The organism is Synechococcus sp. CBW1107 (genome assembly GCF_015841355.1).
Taxonomy (GTDB): Bacteria; Cyanobacteriota; Cyanobacteriia; order PCC-6307; family Cyanobiaceae; genus Regnicoccus_A.
The window spans coordinates 1,301,166-1,319,801 of sequence record NZ_CP064908.1 but is presented as its reverse complement, the minus strand read 5'-3'; the positions used below and the strand labels follow the sequence as shown (position 1 = coordinate 1,319,801).

The following is an 18,636-nucleotide window of genomic DNA, read 5'->3' as shown; positions in this document are numbered from 1 at the left end:
CGGGCTCGACCCCTTGTCGGTGCGCGGGATCACCCCCGCCGGTGGCCCTGGCCAGCCGGCCAGGTGACGCGGGCGTCATGCGCCACTCGCTTAACACCCTGCTAATGCCCCTTTAACGACGGAGCCGACGCTCCCGCAGGACAGTTCCGGCGTCCCCTGTCTCCTTCCTGGAATGGTCGCCTCCTCCACCGTGGTCTCCGCTCTCTTTCCCCAGTTCGATGAGGTGGTCCCGGGGGGAGCCGGCCTGCCTGTGTGGGCCAGACCGCTGGCGCAGCGCATCGCCGAACGGTTCCACACACCGGCTCCCGGCAGCGAGCCGGAGGCTCCTGGCGACCCGGAGCTGGCCAACCTGAATCTCACGCCGGAGGGCGAGGATCCCGGCGAGGAGCAGTTCCAGACGGAGATCTCCGACTACGTGAGCTTCGGAGACAGCCTGTTCATCCTCTCCAGCGGGGGGGGCTCCACCCTGCAGGTCACTGATGCCACCGATCCCTCCAACCCCGAGCTGGTCGAGCGGGTCACCCTCGAGGTCGATGGGGAGCCCTACACCTCCCAGTCGGTGGCCACCCACGAGAACCTGGTTGCTGTTGCCCTCTCACCGGCCGACTACAACACCACCCCGGCGCCAGGCGTGGTGCGGTTCTACGAGATGCAGCCCGATGGCAGCCTGACCTTCCTGCACGACGAACCCGTCGGCTATCTGCCCGACAGCATCGCCTTCACCGACGACGGCTCCCAGCTGGTGATCGCCAACGAGGGCCAGCCCAACTGGGGAGAGGAGGGGCCTGCCAACGAGGACGGCCCCACCTATCCAGACGCCTACACGGTGGATCCCGAGGGCTCGATCGGCATCATCGACCTCTCCACCGAACTCAACCCGCAGATCACCGCTCTGATCGCCGGTCTTCTTCCCGACCCGCTCAGCGCGGCCGCCGCCGATCTGCTCGGGCCGCTCACCGACCGGCTGCTGGAGTCGCGATTCGCCGAGGAACTCGACACCAGAGTCCCCCTGCTGCTGCAGCCCTCCTACGCCTACACCGACCTGGGCTTCGAGGATGTGGAGATCCCCCCCGACGTCCGCATCAGCGGACCCGCCGGCACGACCGCGGCCCAGGACATCGAGCCCGAGTACGTGACCATCGAGGGGGACGTGGCCTACGTGACCCTGCAGGAGAACAACGGCATCGCCGTGGTCGATCTGACCACCAGAACCATCGAAGGGGTCTACGGACTCGGCACCCTCGACTACTCCGGGATCGCCGTGGACCTCACCGATCGGCCCAGCGGCACCTTCCAGCCCCTGCTGGGTCAGGACTACGAAGGCCTGCGCATGCCCGACGGGGTCGATGCGTTCGACACCGGCGGCGGCAGCTATCTCATCACCGCCAATGAAGGCGACTCCCGCGTCTATGCCGACAACGACAACGCGGTGTACGTGGATGAGGAGCGCAATCCTCGGGTGAAGACCATCGTCGACGACGTGGGAGTGAGCGACACCACGACGAACACGACCTTCGGCAGCCGCAGCGTCAGCATCTTCGACACGACTTCGGGCGAGCTCGTCTGGGACAGCGGCAACAGCCTCCAGACCATCGCCGTGGCCTCGGGCACTTACAGCGATTCCCGCAGCGACGACAAGGGGGTGGAGCCCGAATCGGTGGTGGTGGCCGAGATCGACGGCCGCTCCTACGCCATCGTCGGCATGGAACGCGGTACCGCCAGCAGCCTGGCCGTGTTCGATGTGACCGACCCCGCCAACACCGTCTACGTCACCCACACGGTGCTGGAGGAGAGCATCTCTCCGGAGGGCCTGCTGCTGGTGCCGGCCGAGGACAGCCCCACCGGCAGCACCCTGCTGGTGGTCTCGAACGAAGTCAGCAACACCCTGGATTTCATCGACCTCGAGGCCCTGATCGAGACCCCGGGCCCCGGCAGCGCCGGAAGCTACGAGCCCACGATGCTCCAGGACGTGGAGGGTGGCCCCGAGCTGGACATCACCAGCCTGATCACCACCGGCGAATTCACCAACGGCACGGAGCCCGGCAGCAACGTCTATTCCCCCACGGGCATCTTTGACGGCATGGGGGCCTACGACAACGGTGACGGCACCTACACCCTGCTGGTGAACAGCGAGTTCAGCGCCGGCCTGGGCTACCCCTACCTGCTGAACGGTGAGGCGGTGACGGGGGCCAGGATCAACAAGCTGATCATCGACAAGGACATCGATGATGACCCGAGCAACGGCTATCAGTCTGAGGTGATCTCCGCCGGCCTGGCCTACGACACGGTCGTGGGCGGTGACACCAACGGTTTCGATCGCTTCTGTTCGGCCAACCTGGTGGAGGCCGACAGCTTCGGCGAAGGCATCGGTTTCGAGGACCGCATCTATCTGGTCGGTGAGGAGACCTCGGCCAACGGTGGCGGCGCCATGTATGCCCTCGATGAGGCCAACGGGACCCTGTATGAAGTGGAAGGGGTGGGCAAGGGAGCCTGGGAGTCGGCCACGCTGGTCGATACCGGCAGCCCCGACACCGTGGGCATGCTGCTGTTCGATGACGGCTCCGCCGCTCCGACCGCCGGCTCCCCGCTCTATCTCTGGGTCGGCACCAAGGAGCCGGACAGCGACGACTTCCTGCGGCGGAATGGCCTGGATTCCGATCAGGGGGCCCTCTATGTCTGGACGGCCTCGTCGGTCGAGAACACGCCGGCGGGACTGAACGGGGTCGATCTCGGCACTCCCGTCTCCGGCGGCTGGCAGCTGGTCGGCACTGGTGAGGAGGTGGCCTCCGGCGACTACCGGCCGGAGCCGGCGACGGGCGAGCCTCCCCTGGCACCTCCCACCGCCCAGGAGCAGCGCGACTACTCCCTCGACACCCTGGGAGCCATGCAGTTCCTGAGAATCGAGGACGGTGATGTGAACCCCGCGGATGGCTCCCTGGTGGCCTTCAACACCACCGGCGGCGCCTACTCCGGTCAGACGGACAACGGCGACTATTACGGCAACGTCTACACGATGGATTTCAGCGCCGCCTTCGCTCCAGACGGTCAGCTCGCCCCCACCGGGACCACGACCCTCCGGGTCGTGGTTGATGCCGATCGGCTGGGGGATGACGCCATCACGGGAGTCCGCAACCCCGACAACATCGCCTGGAGCGGCGATGGCTACCTGTACGTTCAGGAAGACAAGTCGACGCTCAACGGCACCGATCCCGGACAGTTCGGCCCCGAGGAAGCCTCCATCTGGCAGGTGGACCCGGTCACCGGGGAGACCGGGCGCTGGGCCCAGATCGATCGCAGTTCCGTGCCCTCCGAGTACGGCCAGACCGATTCCAGTCCGGACGTGGTCGGCACCTGGGAGTCGTCCGGCATCATCGATGTGTCCTCCATCTACGGGGAGGATCCGGGCAGTGTCTTCCTCTCCACCGTGCAGGCCCACAGCCTGACCGATGGCAACCTGGAGGGTGGCACCTACCTGGTGGAAGGCGGCCAGATCAATCTGATTCAGGAGGACAGCTGGAGCTGACCCCCTCCAGCAGCATCCGCAGGCCCTCCTCGTCGATCACGGCCACCCCGAGGGCCTCGGCCTTGGTCAGCTTGCCGCCGGCATCGCTGCCGGCCACCACGTAGCTGGTCTTCCGGCTCACCGAGCCGCTCACCTTGCCCCCGGCCGCTTCGATCAGGGCCTGGGCCTGGCTGCGGCTGAGGCTGGGCAGGGTGCCGGTGAGCACGAAGGTCTGCCCGCTCAGACGTGTCTCCCCACCCGCGGCGGAACCATCCGCTCCGCCACCGGGTTCACGTTCTGCGGCCGCCAGGGGAATCCCCAGCGCCTGCAGCTCCGCCAGCAGGGCGAGGTTGGCCGGGGTGGCGAACCACTGGCGCAGGGATTCGGCGATTTCCCCACCGATGCCGAACACCGCCGTGATCGCCTCCGGCCGCTCCGCCGCGGCCGCGCCCAGGGCGTCGGCGGAAGGGAACGCCCGCGCCAGGGCCTTGGCGTTCACAGCCCCCACGTGGTGGATACCCAGGCCATAGAGCTGCCGGTGCCACGGCTGGCTCCTGGAGGCTTCGAGGGCGGCCACCAGCTTCTGCGCCGAGGTCTCCCCCATCCGTTCCAGGCTGGCGAGCAGGGCGGCGTCGAGGCGGTAGAGATCCGCGATCGAGCGCACCAGCCCCCGGTCGACCAGCTGCTCGATCAGCTTGGCCCCCACACCATCCACATCCAGGGCCGCCTTGCTGACCCAGTGGCGCAGGGCGCCGCGCAGGATCGCCGGGCAGCTGCTGTTCACGCAGCGGGTGGCGGCCTCACCGTCCTCGCGCACGAGCGGAGAGCCGCACTCCGGACAGCTGGCGGGCAGCTGCAGCGGCGCGGCTCCCGGTGGCCGCAGTTCGCTCAGCACCCGCACCACCTCGGGGATGATCTCGCCGGCCTTGCGCACCACGATCGTGTCGCCGGCGCGGAGATCCAGCTCGGCCAGGCGGTCGGCGTTGTGGAGGGTGGCCCGGCTCACCGTGGTGCCGGCCAGGGGCACAGGCTCGAACTCGGCCACCGGGGTGACCACCCCGGTGCGGCCCACCTGGGCCACCAGGCGCAGCAGCCGGCTGGGGGCCTCCTCGGCGGCGTACTTGAGGGCGATCGCCCAGCGCGGAGCCTTCTGGGTGAAGCCGGCGTCGGCCTGCAGACGCAGGTCGTCGAGCTTCACCACCACGCCATCGGTGGCATAGGGGAGGTCACGCCGCTTGTGCTCCCAGGCGGCGAAGAAGGCCTCCACGGCGGTCAGATCGGGGCAGAGGGCCGCATTCGGGTTGACCCGGAAGCCGGCGGCCGCCAGCCAGCGCAGGCTCTCCCACTGGCTGCGCGGTCGCCCGGGATCGGCGCCGCCCGCAGCGGGCCGCCAGTCGTCCGGCAGGTGCAGGGTGTAGGCGAAGAAATCGAGGCGCCGCGCCGCCACCACCTGGGGATCGAGCTGCCGCAGGGTGCCGGCGCAGGCGTTGCGGGGGTTGGCGAACAGGGGCTCGCCCCGGCCGGCGCGCTCCGCGTTGATCGCCGCGAAGGTGCCATCGGGGATCAGGGCCTCGCCGCGCACCTCCACCCACTCCGGTGGATCCTCCAGCAGCAGGCGCAGCGGCACGCTCTGGATCGTGCGCACGTTGGCGGTGATCTCCTCGCCGGATTCCCCGTCGCCCCGGGTGGCGGCCCGCACCAGCAGGCCGTGCGCGTAGCTGAGGGCCAGGGCGTTCCCGTCGATCTTGAGCTCCCCCACCATCGGCAGGGCCGGCGGGGCGTCCCCGGGCGGGGCGCTGCGGTCGAGCACCCTGAGCAACCGGGCGTACCACGCCTCCAGCTCCTCGATCGAGAAGGCGTTCTCGAGGCTGAACAGACCGATGCGGTGCCGCACCGCCTGGAACCCATCCGCCGGCGCACCGCCCACCCGCTGGGTGGGACTGTCGGGGGTGATCAGCTCCGGGTGGAGCCGCTCGAGCTGCTCCAGCTCCCGGTAGAGACGGTCGTAGACCGCGTCCTCCATCTCGGGGGCGTCGAGCACGTAGTAGGCGTGGGCGGCGCGGTTGAGCAGCCGGCGGAGCTCGTCTGCCCGGTTCCGCTCCGCGTCCTTGCCAGGCATGGCAGGCAGGCCCTCCGGCTCAGGCCGCGGCCAGCTTCTGGATCCGGTCCACCCGCCAGGCGTCCTCCACCTTCACGAAGGTGAAGTCGAGCGGCAGCTCATCCTTCGCTTCCGACTTGAGTTTCACCGTGAGGATGATCTGGCCCTCCTGCAGCCGGGGCCGGCCTGATTTGAGGTTGCGGTACTTGTTGAGCTGCAGTCCGGCCAGGAAGCGGATGAACTGCTGCCGGTTCACATGCGAGCGGTAGTTCTTGGTGGTGAGCAGGTAGGCCCCGTCGATCTGGCCCGAGGCCACCTGCGTGAAGAACTGCTTGAGCAGCGGATTGATGCCGCGGGCGCTGATCACCAGACGCACGGCCGTGTAGGTCCAGTAGAGGAGCAGAGCCCCAGCTCCGGCCAGCAAGGCCTTGGTGCCGATCGTTTGGGCCAGACCCCAGTCCATCGTCTGCATGCGCACGTTCAGGTTGCAGAGTCTGACCGACGGCCCCGCCGCCCCGGGATCGAACCCTTCACACTGGACGAACGGTTGACCCATCCGTCGGCGGCATGCCTCTGGAGCCCCTGCTGCCCCTGTTCCATCGCCTCGACCGGGAGCACTTCAGCGGAGCTCTGGCTCCGGGCGGCCGGCCCCTGCTGGATCTGCGCTGGAGCGATGGACGGATGAGCCGCACTGCCGGTCTCTACCGCCGCGGCCGTCGGCGTGACGGCTCGGCCCTCTGCGAGATCGTGCTCTCGCGGCCAGTCCTGGCCCATCTGCCCATCAGCGCCACCCTGGGCACCCTCTGCCACGAGATGATCCACGCCTGGATCGACCGGGTGCTGCAGGTCAGGGAGGTGCACGGCCCCCACTTCCGTGCCGCCATGGCCCGGATCAATGGCACCCAGGGGGAGTTCGCGGTGAGTCTGCGGCACCACTACCCGCTGCCGCTGGAGTCGGCTCCCTGGATCGCCCGCTGCCCCTGCTGCGGGGTCAGCGCGGCCTACCGTCGCCGGGTGCGGGGGCTGGCCTGCCGGCTCTGCTGTGAGCGGCTGCATGGCGGACGCTGGGATGCCAGCTGTGCCCTGGTGTTCGAAGCCCGTGCGGCCTAGTGTTCCGCCAACCGGCCGGAGCCCTTGGATCTGTTTCTCTGGATGCTGCAGGGAGGGGGTGTCGTGATCGCCCTGCTGGGCCTGGGTCGGGAACGCTGGATGCGGGCCCACCGGCTGGGGCTTCTGGGCCCGAGCCCGCGCCGGGCCGGCGGCCGATGAAGGGCCGTTAAGGTCGGATCACATCGGTTGCGATGGCACAGGCGAGGGCCATGAACGGTTCGGGTGATCCTCCCCGCCGGGGACGCCGCCGCACCGGCGGGTCTCTGGATCAATGGATGTCGGCGGGACGGCAACTGGTGGATGGAGTGGCCGGAGCTCGCCCGGGCTCGCGGACACAGGGCCGTGGAGCCGAGCGCCGAGCCGGCGGGCGCCCGGGCCTGGAAGGTCTGGGCCGCTGGGTGGAGAACAGCATCGACTGGTTCCTCGAAGGCGACGACGACTGGCCGGAACCCTGGCAGGAGCGGGCCGAGACCCCAGAACGCGGAAGGCCCCCGCAGCGACCGGACCTGATGCCGTCGGAACTCAGGAGCGAGCGTCAGCCGCAACCCCAGCCAGCGGCCAGGGCCCAGGGTCCGGTGGCAGGAACCCGACGCCCCCTGGAGGCCATCTCCCGCCGGGGGGCCCCCCTGCTGCCTCCCGCTCGCGGCCCGGCTGGCGTTCAGCCTGCACGAGCGGACGCGCAGGCGCCGCCAGCGCCATTCGAGCCGCCACGACAGCAGCCGGATCCCACGGGCTCCGTCCCTCCTGGCAGTCGACCCCTGCCCCGCTCCAGCCGGCGTCCTCGCCGGGAGTGAGGCGGCCTAGCCTGATGGCCGGTCCCGACACTCCGCAGCGTCCATGAGCAACCTGATCGTGGTGGGTTTTCCCAAGGTTGAAGAGGCTGAAGCCGTGCGCAAGGAGCTGGTCTCCATCCAGCAGGAGCATCTGATCTCCCTGGAAGACGCCGTGGTGGTGGAGCGCGATGCCGATGGCCAGGTGCACCTGCGCCAGGCCATCAACCTCACCGCCGCCGGCGCCCTGGGAGGCGGTTTCTGGGGGTCGCTGGTGGGGCTGCTGTTCCTCAATCCCCTGCTCGGTGCCGCCGTCGGAGCCGGCATGGGGGCTGCTTCCGGGGCGCTCAGTGATCTGGGCATCAACGACGGCTTCCTGAGGGAGGTGGGTGAAACCCTGCCCAAGGCCAGCGCGGCCCTCTGCCTGCTGGTGCGCGACGCCACACCCGATCGCGTGGTGGAGCGGCTGCGCAGCTTCGCGCCCCATGCCAAGTTGCTGCGCACCAGCCTGAGCCACACCGATGAGGCCCAGCTCAGCGAGTTGCTGGAGAAAACCCGCAAACAGGCGGAAGCCCTGCGCCTGGGCTGAGCTGGCCCAGGACCCGGATGTTCCGTTCAGTGGCTGGATTCCAGTGGCTGATCAGTGGCTGAGGTGCCCCCGGCTGCGGCCAGGGGCCCCCTGACCATGGGGAGGCGTTGTCTGCTGGGGCCTGGAGGGATGATGGCTCACCTGGAAGTCCCAGCCCTTGTCCTGCAACTGACGGTTCACGGCCCCCACCAGCTCGAGGGGCAGATCCTCCGCCATCTGCTCGGCTGAGGTGATGATCGAGGGGGAGCCCTGCTTCAGGGCCCAGAGCAGTTCCGCCCACTGCTCCACCAGGGTGGGCTGGTGAGCTGTCCGTGGGCAGTCGACCGCCAGGGCGGCGGCACAGCCGGCCTGCTGCCAGAGGACTGCGCGACCCCGGTGGAGGCCCTGGCCGCTCGCCCGTGCCAGGCCGAGGTGCAAGGCCCGCTCGGTGGGGCGGCCATCAAGCTGGCGCAGCCCCGCCTGAATCAGCAGGCGGCCGCAGCCCACGGCGGAGAGGCCGAGGGAGCGGCCCAGGTCGGTGAGGGAGATCCACTGATCGCCGGTTTCCGCGGCTGGGTGGTGCCCTCCATGGGGTCCAATGGTGGTGGTCATCGTCAAACAGGTGGAACCGATGCCGCCATCCTGTTCACATTGCACGGATGCGCAAGTTGTCAAGTGGAAACCGCCACAGATCACCGTGACTTCATAAAACTTTATGGAGATCTGAGTCGCGCTGGCTCGCTCCCAGCCAGCGCTCCAGTGCCGGTGAGAACACTTCCCGGATCACCGTGAGTTCCCGTCCCTGCCGGAAAAAGCGGTAGTGGCGGCTCCAGAACGGTCCCCTGGCGGCGAATTCCCGCTCCAGCCAGTCGGCGTTCACCTGGGCCAGGCCATCCACCTCCCGGAACAGTTCCGCCCGCTCACTGGTCAGGCTCAGCCAGATCGGTTGCTGCCTGTCGCGCAGACAGGTCTCGGCCTCCTCCTGATTCCACCAGCTCTCAGCCCAGGCCAGGGCCTGGCCGTTGCAGCGCAGCCACACCTGCCGCCGCAGCAGGGGCGGGACCAGCTCCGCCACCTCGGCGGGCCTGGCCTGGGTGGCATCAGCCCGGGTGAGCGAACCCGCTGACTCCGGTTCAGGCCCCATCGCGATCAGATCGATCGTGATCGGTGTGCCGGTGAGCAGGTGCAGATGGCGGGTGGGACTGCCATCACCGAGGAGCAGCAGCTTCCAGGCACCGCTGAGCTGGGCACCAGCCCTGGCGCTGAGCACCTCGCTGATCGGGGCTTCCCAGAGGGGTGTGGGGGAGACCCATGGCCTGGTGAGCAGGGAGTCGGCCATCAGCCTCAACTCAGGCCGTTCAGGCTAAGGAGGGCAGGCCTCGCACCGGGACGACTCCTCGGCAGCGGGACCGGGCGGAAACCCTGGACTTCAGAAGCCTCCGCTGATGCTCACCCGCTGTTGCTGGCCATTGCGCTCGATCACCACCGAGTTGCCGCTGGCTGAGCGCAGGCGCCAGCCGGTGGAGCCGATCGCCTCCCCCACCGATGCGCTGGTGGAGCTGCCCCCCATCTGGAAGATGGCGGAGCCGCTCTGGCCAGGCACCTGCACCACACCCACCAGCTCGGGGGAGCCCCCATCCGTTCCCGGAGCAGGCCCGCCACCATTCGCAGATGAACCGGAGCCACTGGCTCCTCCCGGCGCCGGCATGGCTGGGGCTGGGGGAGCCCCCCTGGTGATCGTGCCGCTGACGGGCACCCGCAAGGGTTGTGCGGCCGAGGCCCGGGAGCTGGATTCCAGTGGGCCAAGGTCCTGAACCCAGGCTTCCTCCGGGGGTGGAGGCGGCAGCCCTGTGGCGCTGCCATCGCTTGCCTGGCCTGCAGCCAAGGGTGTGGCGGATGCCGTGGCTCCGGGCTCGGCAGCCCCCAGGGGGCCCACCGAGCGCAAGCGCTCGAGCAGTTGAATCGTGCGCTCCTGTTGGAGGGCGATGCTCGCCTGGGTCCATCCCCGCCAGACCAGAAGGGTGCTGCCGGCTCCCAGCACCGACAGGAGGGCCATCAACGCCAGCAGTGAGCGTGGCTGCCTGGAGTGCGCGCCTGCTGAAGCCGCGGCCGCGGAGCCGCGGGGCCGCGGGGCGGACCGGCGGCCAGCCGTGGCTGCGGGCCGCAGACGCGGCGGTGCATCGTGCACCACCACATCGATGGGTGCGGGATCGCAGCCGGGGTCCATGGTGAGACTGGGCTCAGGCTGGTGCGGGTCGCGGCTGTAGCCCTCGAAGGTCGGCAGGTCGCCGGAGCGGATCCCCAGCGCTGGCAGGCCGGCGGAAAAGACGCGGTCCATGACCTGCTCGGCCTTCAGCTCCCAGAACGCGCGGGAGGACGAGATGGGGCGTGGATCACCGCCCATGGCCGCTGGGCTCAAGAGTGAAGTCCGGTGATACTAGGGGTGGCCTGCCGACGGGGCAATCGCCTCTCCTTGGATTCGCGGCGGCGGCGCAGCTCAAGCCACAGCAGCAGAGCGGTGGTATCCGCCGGGCTCACCCCGGGGATGCGGGAGGCCTGCCCGAGGTTGAGGGGCCGCACGGCGGAGAGCTTCTCGCGGGCTTCCTTGGAAAGGGTGGCGATGGTGGAGTAGTCGATGCCGCCCGGGATCGGCCGCTGGTCCTGTCTGCGCACCTGATCGATCTGCTGCTGCTGGCGGGCCAGGTAGCCGCTGTATTTGAGGTCGATCTCCGCCCCCTCACGCACTCCAGGGGTCAGGCCTGCATCGGCCAGGCCAAGCTCCACCAGATCCCGGCTGTGGAAGCCGGAGCGGCGCAGCAGATCGGCGAGGGTGATCGAGCCCTTGATCGGCGCGCCCGAGCGGGCTTCGACCTCCGGCGCCGCCGGGTCGCTGGCTTTGAGCCGCACCGTCTCGAGGCGTTGCTTCTCGGCGGCGATGGCGGCCTGCTTGGCCTCGAACAACCCCCAGCGGCGGTCGTCGATCAGCCCCAGCTCCCGGCCCAGGGGTGTGAGGCGGCGGTCGGCGTTGTCTCCCCGCAGCACCAGGCGGTATTCGCTGCGGCTGGTGAGTACCCGGTAGGGCTCGCGCAGGTCTTTCGTCACCAGGTCATCGATCAGGGTGCCGATGTAGCTGCCCTCGCGTGGAAAGTGCACCGGCTCCTGGCCGCGCAGCAGCCGGGCGGCGTTGAGCCCGGCCACCAGGCCCTGGGCCGCGGCCTCCTCGTAGCCGGTGGTGCCGTTGAGCTGGCCGGCGCTGAACAGACCGTGCACCCGCTTGGTCATCAGCGAGGGCAGGCACTGGGTGGCCGGCAGGTAGTCGTATTCCACGGCATAGGCCGGCCGCAGCATCACACAGCGCTCGAGGCCAGGCAGGGTGCGCAGCAGTTCCAGCTGCAGTCGCTCGGGCAGGCCGGTGGAGAAGCCCTGGATGTAGAGCTCGGGGGTGTCGCGGCCCTCCGGCTCCAGAAAGATCTGGTGGCTGTCCTTGTCGGCGAAGCGCACGATCTTGTCCTCGATCGAGGGGCAGTAGCGGGGGCCCTTGCTGTCGATGAAGCCGCCGTAGATGGGCGTGAGGTGAAGGTTGTCGCGGATCAGCTGGTGGGTGGCGGCGGTGGTGCGGGTGAGATGGCAGGCCATCGGCTCTCCGCTCACCCAGGCGGCCGGATCAAAGGAGAAGAACCGGCCCTCAGCGTCGCTGGGTTGTTCTTCGAGCTGATCGAGCGCCACACTGCGGCGATCCACCCGGGCTGGAGTGCCGGTCTTGAGCCGGTCGGTGTGGAACCCGAGGGCCTGCAGGGCTTCGGTGAGCCCTTCGGCGGCCTGCTCGCCGGCGCGGCCGGCGCTCATCGACTGCTGGCCCACCCAGATCTGTCCCCCCAGGAAGGTGCCGGTGGTGAGGATCACGGCCGAGGCGGCATAGACACTGCCGAAGAAGGTGCGCACGCCGGTGACCCGGCCCACGGCGCCATGAACGGCTTGGTTGGGCTCGCTGCCCTCCAGGTCCACCTCCAGCCCCGTGACCATCGCCTCGCGCAGGTGGAGGTTGGGGGTGTGCTGCAGCAGCTGCTGCATCTGGCGGGCGTACTGGCGCTTGTCGGTCTGGGCACGCAGGGCCCACACGGCCGGGCCGCGGCTGGCGTTGAGCACCCGCTTCTGCAGGGTGGTGGCATCGGCGAGGCGGCCGATCACGCCGCCGAGGGCATCCACCTCATGCACCAGCTGGCTCTTGGCCGGACCACCCACCGCCGGATTGCAGGGCTGCCAGGCGATGCGATCGAGGTTGAGGCTGAACAGGGCTGTGGTGATCCCCAGCCGTGCTGCGGTGAGGGCTGCTTCGCAGCCGGCATGGCCGCCTCCGACGACGATCAGCTCGAAGGTTTCGCTGGGGGCTGCGCTGAGGGCCATCAGGTCAATGTATGGCGTTCAGATCGTCGGGTGGCTCGACGGCGGCGGCGTAGCTGGAATCTTCGGTGCCGCCGATCCGGTCCCAGAGCGTGAAATAGAGCCCGAAGTGCACACCCGGGTGGCGATGATGCAGGGAATGGTGGGCAGGTCCGATCACCCAGCGGCCCAGCCAGTGGTGGGGGAAGCCGCTGGGGAGATGATCAAGGCCGAGGTGATTCACGATCGCCCACACCGTCATGGTGCTCAGCACCGCCATCAGGGTGATCAGGTGCAGGGGCACCAGCATCACCATGAGCACCAGCACCAGGGCCTGAGCCACGGCTTCGGGGGGATCGAAGGCGAAGGAGGTCCATGGGGTGGGCTGGCGTGTGCGGTGGTGACCGTGGTGGCACCAGCGGTAAAGCCAGCGGTGGTGAAAGAAGCGATGGGTGGCGTAGTAGAGGCCGTCCTGCAGGATCAGCACAGCGGCATAGCTCAGCGCCAGGTACCACCAGCCGTAGGTGTCGGGCCTGGCGTAGAGGCGCGTGAGCCCATGGCTCTGGAGGGTGAGCACGCTGGCGGTGGCCAGGGCGAACACGGCCGCCGAGAGCACGGACAGGCGGATGTCGGCACGGATGTCACTGGCCCCGGGGGGGGCTGATCCGGGATCCGGGGGGGCTGAGCGGGCATACAGCCACCACCAGGATCCACCGGCCAGCAGAAAGTAGCGGGCCAGAATGATGCCGAAGAAAACAAGTCCGTAGAACAAGAAAGAGTGATCACCGAGTGAACGGATCACTGTTTCGGTGTCGATCTGTGCGATCGGCATGGACTGGTTGTCCCATCAGCGGCGTCAACCCCCAGCCTAGGGACCCCTCACTGCCCTGAACAACCACGGCCATGCAGCGCTTCCGGATCCTGCACCTCACCACCTACAGCTTCGGGGCGCTCGTCCGGCTTGACGCCCATGCACTGCGGCTCAGGCCGCGGGAGGGCCACGAACTGCGGATCGAATCCTCGCGCCTGCTCATCACACCGCCGGCCAGGCTGCGCTGGCACCGCGACGCGGAGGACAATTCGGTGGCGATCGCCAGCTTCAGCGAGCCCGCGGCTCAGCTGCTGATCGAGAGCGAACTGGTGGTCCAGCAGTACCACCAGGCCCCCCTGGATTTCCTGGTGGATGAGGAGGCGGTGCGGTTTCCCTTCCGCTACAGCGACGACGACCAGCCGTTGCTGGCCCCCTACCGCCGGCAGCCCGGGGCCGGCTCGTCTCCACGGCTGGCGGGCTGGGTGGCGGATCTTCTCAAGCCTGGCGAGGGGATCGAAACCTACGGGCTGCTGGAGCGGATCAGCGCTCAGATCCACTCCAGCCTGCGCTATCAGCGCCGCGAGGAACCGGGCGTGCAGACGGCGGAGCAAACCCTGGCGGTTGGCTCAGGCTCCTGCCGCGACTTCGCCACCCTGTTCATGGAGGCGGTCCGCCAGCTGGGCCTCGCCGCCCGCTTCGTGAGCGGCTATCTCCATGATCCGGCCGCGGCCGCAGCCACCGGCTCCACCCACGCCTGGGCAGAGGTGTACCTGCCCGGAGCGGGCTGGAAGGGTTTCGATCCCACCACCGGCGGCCTCGCGGGACCTCACCACATGGCCGTGGCCGTGGCTCGCCACCCCGAGGCCGTACCTCCCGTGGCGGGTTCGTTCGTTGGGCCGCGCGGGGCGACCCTCAGCGTGGGGGTGTGGGTGACGAGGTTGGAGGGGTCGCCCTGAGCGGTCTTCCCATGAACGCACCGGGCTTGTGCGCGGCTGCTCCTGGCATCAGGGCGAGGGAGCGGACGGCGCTGCCGGCGTCACCGCGTCGATCAGCTCCACATGCTCCTGCTCATCCGGATCGTTGCGGGCCACGATCGCCACAGCCGCCTCGCTGCTGCTGAGGTTGGTGGGTTGGTGGGGGACCCCGGCCGGGATGAACAGAAAATCACCGGCCCGGTTCACGACCGCATGCTCCAGGCGCTCGCCATAGCGGGTGCGCACGGTGCCCTGCACCAGGTAGATCGCCGACTCCGACCCCAGATGACGATGGGCTGCGGCGCTGCCGCCCGGGGGGATCACCACGCGGTTGAGCGAGAGCCCCTTGGCGCCGCTGTTGGCGCCGGAGATGCCCACGAACTGACCCAGCCGCTGCCGGCTCACGATGCTGTTGCTCGGCCGCACGGTGATGATGCCGCCGTCGCCCGGTGTGCCGATCACGTCATCGGCGCGCAGCCCAGCGGCCGCCGTGACCATCCCCAGGCCAGCCAGTCCTGCTGCGGCGGCGCGGGTGAGGACCAGGGAGGGACTGTGCCCGCTCCGGGACCTGGCCATGGCGGTCCAGCATCTGCCACAACGTTAGGGGCGCCGAACGGCCGCAACCAGCGTTGTTCCGCGCCTTCACCGGAGGCTGAGCCACGGGTCAGAACCCGATCCGGACGCGGGTGTGATCCAGTTTGTTCATCACCGTGGCGTCCACCTGGCCCTGCACCGTGGCTCCCACATCGCCCGTCACCTGGGCGTTCACCGCGCCGCTGACCTGGGCTGTGACCGGTGTGGTGACCCTGGCGTCAACGGGACCCTGGACGGCGACGCCGATCCCCCGGCTCAGCTCCGGCACGTTCACCTTCAGGGGCGAGTCGGCCAGCCCGATCGGTTCCGCCATCGTCACCGTCGCGGTGATCGGAATCGTCCTGATGGGAGCGGTGCGGATGGGGCTGTTGATGCTGTCGATCACCAGGGGGTTGTCAAAGGAGTCCACATCCACCTGGGCTGACACCGGCAAGGGACTCTTCGACACCAGTTCGATCTTGATCGGCTCCTGCAGAATCCGGCCCAGGGAGGTCGCCCCGATCCCCACGGCGGCCACCAGGGCGACGGGCCAGCGCAGGGCCAGCACCCAGCCCATGGCTGCCGGCGAAAGCCCGCCTGGGCCATTGCCCCCTGCGCCGGGATGGCCGGAGTGGCTGGTTGGAGGCTCGCTCATCGGTCGGCAGGGGAATCGGCCCCCATGTTGATGCCGGTGCGGGCGGGCGAGGGTCAGGGGGCAGCCAGGTTCCGGAAGCGGGTGAACTGGGGTTCGAACAGCAGCTTCACCGTGCCCACGGGACCGTTGCGGTGCTTGGTCACGATCACCTCGGTGATGCCGCGATCGGCCGTCTCCGGGTTGTAGTACTCGTCGCGGTAGATCATCAGCACCAGGTCGGCGTCCTGCTCGATCGAGCCCGATTCGCGCAGATCGCTGAGCATCGGCCGCTTGTTGGTGCGGCTCTCCACGCCGCGGCTGAGCTGGGAGAGGGCCATCACCGGCACGTTCAGTTCCCGCGCCATGCCCTTGAGCCCCCGCGTGATCCGCGACAGCTCCTGCACCCGGTTGTCGGGGGTGGAGCCCTCCATCAGCTGGAGGTAATCGATCACGATCAGGCCCAGTTCCTTGCCCTGCTCGGCCATCAGCCGGCGGCAGAGGGAGCGCATCTCGAGCACCCCGGCGTTGGGTTTGTCGTCGATGAACAGGGGCAGCTGGCCGAGGGTGTTGATGCCCTGGCCCAGCAGCGGCCATTCCTCCTGCTGCAGCCGGCCGGTGCGCAGCCGGCCGCTCTCGATGCCCACCTCCATCGACAGCAGCCGGTAGGTGAGCTGCTCCTTGCTCATCTCCAGGGAGAACACGCACACCGGCAGCTGGTGGATCTGGGCCACGTTCTTGGCGATGTTGAGCACGATCGAGGTCTTCCCCATCGCCGGCCGGCCGGCCACGATGATCAGATCGCTGCGTTGCAGTCCCTGGGTGATGGCGTCGAGGTCGTAGAAGTTGACCGGGATGCCCGCCACCGAGGTGCCGAGCGAGCGGCTCTCGATCTCGTTGAAGGTGCTGGTGAGGATCTCGGCGGTGGGGGTGAGCCCCACGGAGGGCTTTTCCTGGCTGATCGCGAAGATCTGCTGCTCGGCTTCATCCAGCACCTGCTCCATGGGCTTGGCCTGATCGAAGCCGAGCTTGATCACCTCGTTGCCGGAGCGGATCAGCTGCCGCCGCAGGTACTTGTCCATCACCAGGCGGGCCACCTGGTCGATCGAGGCGGTGCTGAGGGTGCGCTCCACCAGCTCCACCAGCCGGTTGCTGCCGCCCACTTTCTCCAGCTGTCCGGTGTCGGCCAGCCAGGCGGCCATGGCCGTGAGGTCGGTGGGTTTGCCCTGGCCGTGCAGCATCAGGGCCGTGCGGTAGATCTCCCGGTGGGCGCCGAGGTAGAAGGCCTCCGGCCGCAGCACATCGGCGATGCGCCCGAGGGCATCGGGATCGAGCAGGATGCCGCCGAGAACCGCTTCCTCCGCCTCCAGGTTCTGAGGGGGAACCTGATCGGGCAGGGCCTCGAAGCGGGCCTCGTCCTGGTCCCGGCCGCGGCGCCGAAAGGACGGTGTCAGGGCGGCGGCGGGTGGCGCCGTGTCGCCATGCGCGCCAGCGGGGCCCCACTCGGGGCCGCCCTCAGGGGCCGGCAGGGGAACACTCACCATCGGCTGAGGCTAGGTCCAGGCTGGGAGTGCGGCGGTGCGTGCGGCCGCCAAAAGAAAACGCCGGCCCGCAGGGGACCGGCGCGGACACGGACGTCCTGAACGGGCGCCAGCTCAGTGGCTGACGACTTCCAGGTTGATTTCCGCGGTGACCTCGGGATGCAGTTTCACCTGCACCTTGTAGGAGCCGGTGCGGTGGATCTCGGGAACGGAGATGTCGCGGCGGTCGAGTTCCTTCTTGGTGGCGGCTTCGATCGCTTCGGCCACATCGCCGTTGGTGACGGTGCCGAACAGCACGTCGTCGCCACCGGTCTGTTTCTTGACGGTGAAGCGGCCGATCGTGGTCAGGGCTGTGCGGAAGGCCTCGGCCTCCTGTTTCAGGGCTGCCTGGCGCTCGGCCTCCTTGGCGCGGCGGTGCTCCACCTGGCGCAGCACGGCGGCCGTGACGGCAACGGCCTTGCTCTGGGGCAGCAGGAAGTTACGGGCGTAACCGGGAGCCACCTCCACCAGGTCCCCCTGTTTGCCGAGGCTGTAAACGTCCTCGCTGAGGACGACGGAGACGCGCTTGGCCATGGAAACAGAACGGCGGGAACAAGGGATCGGGCAGGGACCGCCGGCGTGACGGCCCGCATCCTGAAGCGATCAGCGATCCTAGATCACCGGTTGGATTGCCTTGCCGGCGGCGGCGGGCAGGCGCACCTGGGTGGCCAGGCCCAGGGCTCGCAGCAGACGGATGTGCTGCCAGGTGAGGTCGAACTGGCGGGCGCCGAAGCCGTGGCGGGCTGAATGGGGGAAGGCGTGGTGGTTGTTGTGCCAGCCCTCGCCGAAGGTGAGGGCCGCCACCCAGGGGTTGTTGCGTGACTCGTCGCCGCTGGCGTGGGACACGCTGCCCCAGCAGTGGGTGGCGGAGTTCACCAGCCAGGTGCAGTGGTACAGCACCACCAGGCGGAGGGGGATTCCCCACAGCACCAGAGCCCAGCCGCCGGCCCCGGTGACGGTGCCGATCCAGAACAGCAGGAGGCCGACAGGGATCTGCAGGAGCAGGAAATTGGTGTTGAGCCAGCGGTAGTAGGGGTCGCGCTGCAGATCACCGGTGAGGCGGGGCACGGCGGCCATGGCCGGAATCTCCTCGAACATCCAGCCCATGTGGCTCCACCAGAAGCCCTTGTGGCTGTTGTGGTGGTCGGCGTCGGTGTCGGAGAACTTGTGGTGGTGGCGGTGCAGCCCGGCCCAGTCGATCGGACCGTGCTGGCAGCTCAGGGCGCCGCAGGTGGCGAAGAAGCGCTCCAGCCACTGGGGCACCCGCAGGGCCCGGTGGGCCAGCAGGCGGTGATAGCCGAGGGTGACCCCGAGGCAGCCGGTGATCCAGTAGAGCACCAGCATGCTGGTGACGGCCGGCACGCTCCAGAACTGGGGCAGCAGGGCGACCAGCGCCAGCACGTGGACCACGGCCATGAAGCCGATGGTGGCCCAGCGGGTGCCCCTGGGCGCCGAGGGCGTGGGTTCGCCGCGTCGCGGGCGGTGCAGAGCCTCGGCTCTGGAGAGGGAGAGCGCGGCGGGAGCGAGGCTGGCGACACCGGAGGGGCGGGTGGCTGCGGGCCTCGCGGCAGGGACGGCGCGGATTGAAGGGGGGGAGGGTCGCCGAACGGTGGCGGTCATGCGGGCTTGGTCCTGATCG

Annotated in this window: 18 protein-coding genes; 6 read left to right on the top strand and 12 right to left on the bottom strand. The window is 69.1% G+C overall.

Features of this window, described 5'->3' with window-relative positions; translation table 11 throughout:
- The first annotated feature begins 172 nt into the window (after positions 1 to 172).
- Complete coding sequence (locus I1E95_RS06885; RefSeq protein WP_197166495.1) at positions 173 to 3,523, top strand: DUF839 domain-containing protein; 3,351 nt, start codon at positions 173 to 175, stop codon at positions 3,521 to 3,523.
- On the opposite strand, the gene ligA is transcribed toward I1E95_RS06885, so the two are convergent.
- On the bottom strand, positions 3,492 to 5,621 hold the full coding sequence (gene ligA / locus I1E95_RS06880) for an NAD-dependent DNA ligase LigA (protein ID WP_197166494.1): 2,130 nt from the start codon (positions 5,619 to 5,621) through the stop codon (positions 3,492 to 3,494). The genes I1E95_RS06885 and ligA overlap by 32 nt on opposite strands.
- A 19-nt stretch (positions 5,622 to 5,640) precedes the next feature.
- Entirely contained in the window at positions 5,641 to 6,063 is a 423-nt protein-coding gene (locus tag I1E95_RS06875; RefSeq protein WP_197167220.1) for a hypothetical protein, read from the bottom strand.
- Between the two features lie 104 nt (positions 6,064 to 6,167).
- On the opposite strand from I1E95_RS06875, the gene I1E95_RS06870 reads away from it, so the two are divergent.
- The 4 genes from I1E95_RS06870 to I1E95_RS06860 are packed head-to-tail and all read left to right on the top strand — an operon-like array spanning position 6,168 to position 8,069.
- Complete coding sequence (locus tag I1E95_RS06870) at positions 6,168 to 6,710, top strand: SprT family zinc-dependent metalloprotease (RefSeq protein WP_197166493.1); 543 nt, start codon at positions 6,168 to 6,170, stop codon at positions 6,708 to 6,710.
- A 24-nt stretch (positions 6,711 to 6,734) separates the two neighbouring features.
- Positions 6,735 to 6,869: a hypothetical protein gene (locus I1E95_RS17130; RefSeq protein ID WP_255518527.1), complete on the top strand. Its 135-nt coding sequence runs from the start codon at positions 6,735 to 6,737 to the stop codon at positions 6,867 to 6,869.
- 50 nt (positions 6,870 to 6,919) lie between these two features.
- Complete coding sequence (locus tag I1E95_RS06865) at positions 6,920 to 7,504, top strand: hypothetical protein (protein WP_197166491.1); 585 nt, start codon at positions 6,920 to 6,922, stop codon at positions 7,502 to 7,504.
- A 43-nt stretch (positions 7,505 to 7,547) separates the two neighbouring features.
- Complete coding sequence (locus I1E95_RS06860) at positions 7,548 to 8,069, top strand: DUF1269 domain-containing protein (protein ID WP_197166490.1); 522 nt, start codon at positions 7,548 to 7,550, stop codon at positions 8,067 to 8,069.
- A gap of 51 nt (positions 8,070 to 8,120) precedes the next feature.
- On the opposite strand, the gene I1E95_RS06855 is transcribed toward I1E95_RS06860, so the two are convergent.
- From I1E95_RS06855 to I1E95_RS06835, 5 genes are all read right to left on the bottom strand, one after another.
- On the bottom strand, positions 8,121 to 8,660 hold the full coding sequence (locus tag I1E95_RS06855; RefSeq protein ID WP_197166488.1) for a hypothetical protein: 540 nt from the start codon (positions 8,658 to 8,660) through the stop codon (positions 8,121 to 8,123).
- Positions 8,661 to 8,751: 91 nt separating this feature from the next.
- Positions 8,752 to 9,387 carry a chorismate lyase gene (locus tag I1E95_RS06850; RefSeq protein ID WP_197166486.1) on the bottom strand — a complete coding sequence of 212 codons (636 nt, stop codon included), beginning with the start codon at positions 9,385 to 9,387 and terminating at the stop codon, positions 8,752 to 8,754.
- Positions 9,388 to 9,477: 90 nt separating this feature from the next.
- Entirely contained in the window at positions 9,478 to 10,452 is a 975-nt protein-coding gene (locus I1E95_RS06845) for a hypothetical protein (RefSeq protein WP_197166484.1), read from the bottom strand.
- Positions 10,453 to 10,463: 11 nt separating this feature from the next.
- Complete coding sequence (gene mnmG, locus I1E95_RS06840; RefSeq protein WP_197166482.1) at positions 10,464 to 12,452, bottom strand: tRNA uridine-5-carboxymethylaminomethyl(34) synthesis enzyme MnmG; 1,989 nt, start codon at positions 12,450 to 12,452, stop codon at positions 10,464 to 10,466.
- Between the two features lie 4 nt (positions 12,453 to 12,456).
- On the bottom strand, positions 12,457 to 13,260 hold the full coding sequence (locus I1E95_RS06835; protein ID WP_197166480.1) for a sterol desaturase family protein: 804 nt from the start codon (positions 13,258 to 13,260) through the stop codon (positions 12,457 to 12,459).
- A 71-nt stretch (positions 13,261 to 13,331) separates the two neighbouring features.
- Here I1E95_RS06835 and I1E95_RS06830 point away from each other — a divergent pair, with 71 nt between their 5' ends.
- Positions 13,332 to 14,195: a transglutaminase family protein gene (locus tag I1E95_RS06830; protein WP_197166478.1), complete on the top strand. Its 864-nt coding sequence runs from the start codon at positions 13,332 to 13,334 to the stop codon at positions 14,193 to 14,195.
- 48 nt (positions 14,196 to 14,243) lie between these two features.
- On the opposite strand, the gene I1E95_RS06825 is transcribed toward I1E95_RS06830, so the two are convergent.
- The 5 genes from I1E95_RS06825 to I1E95_RS06805 all read right to left on the bottom strand — a co-directional run bounded on the left by I1E95_RS06825 (position 14,244) and on the right by I1E95_RS06805 (position 18,617).
- Positions 14,244 to 14,789, bottom strand: coding sequence for a cupin domain-containing protein (locus tag I1E95_RS06825; protein ID WP_231594913.1), 546 nt, complete (start codon positions 14,787 to 14,789; stop codon positions 14,244 to 14,246).
- An 88-nt stretch (positions 14,790 to 14,877) separates the two neighbouring features.
- Positions 14,878 to 15,441: a hypothetical protein gene (locus I1E95_RS06820; protein WP_197166476.1), complete on the bottom strand. Its 564-nt coding sequence runs from the start codon at positions 15,439 to 15,441 to the stop codon at positions 14,878 to 14,880.
- A gap of 53 nt (positions 15,442 to 15,494) precedes the next feature.
- Positions 15,495 to 16,961, bottom strand: a complete 1,467-nt coding sequence (dnaB, locus tag I1E95_RS06815; protein WP_197166474.1) for a replicative DNA helicase — start codon at positions 16,959 to 16,961, stop codon at positions 15,495 to 15,497.
- 111 nt (positions 16,962 to 17,072) lie between these two features.
- Positions 17,073 to 17,531, bottom strand: a complete 459-nt coding sequence (rplI, locus tag I1E95_RS06810; RefSeq protein ID WP_197166473.1) for a 50S ribosomal protein L9 — start codon at positions 17,529 to 17,531, stop codon at positions 17,073 to 17,075.
- A 78-nt stretch (positions 17,532 to 17,609) separates the two neighbouring features.
- Entirely contained in the window at positions 17,610 to 18,617 is a 1,008-nt protein-coding gene (locus I1E95_RS06805) for a fatty acid desaturase (RefSeq protein WP_197166472.1), read from the bottom strand.
- Between the last annotated feature and the right edge of the window lie 19 nt (positions 18,618 to 18,636).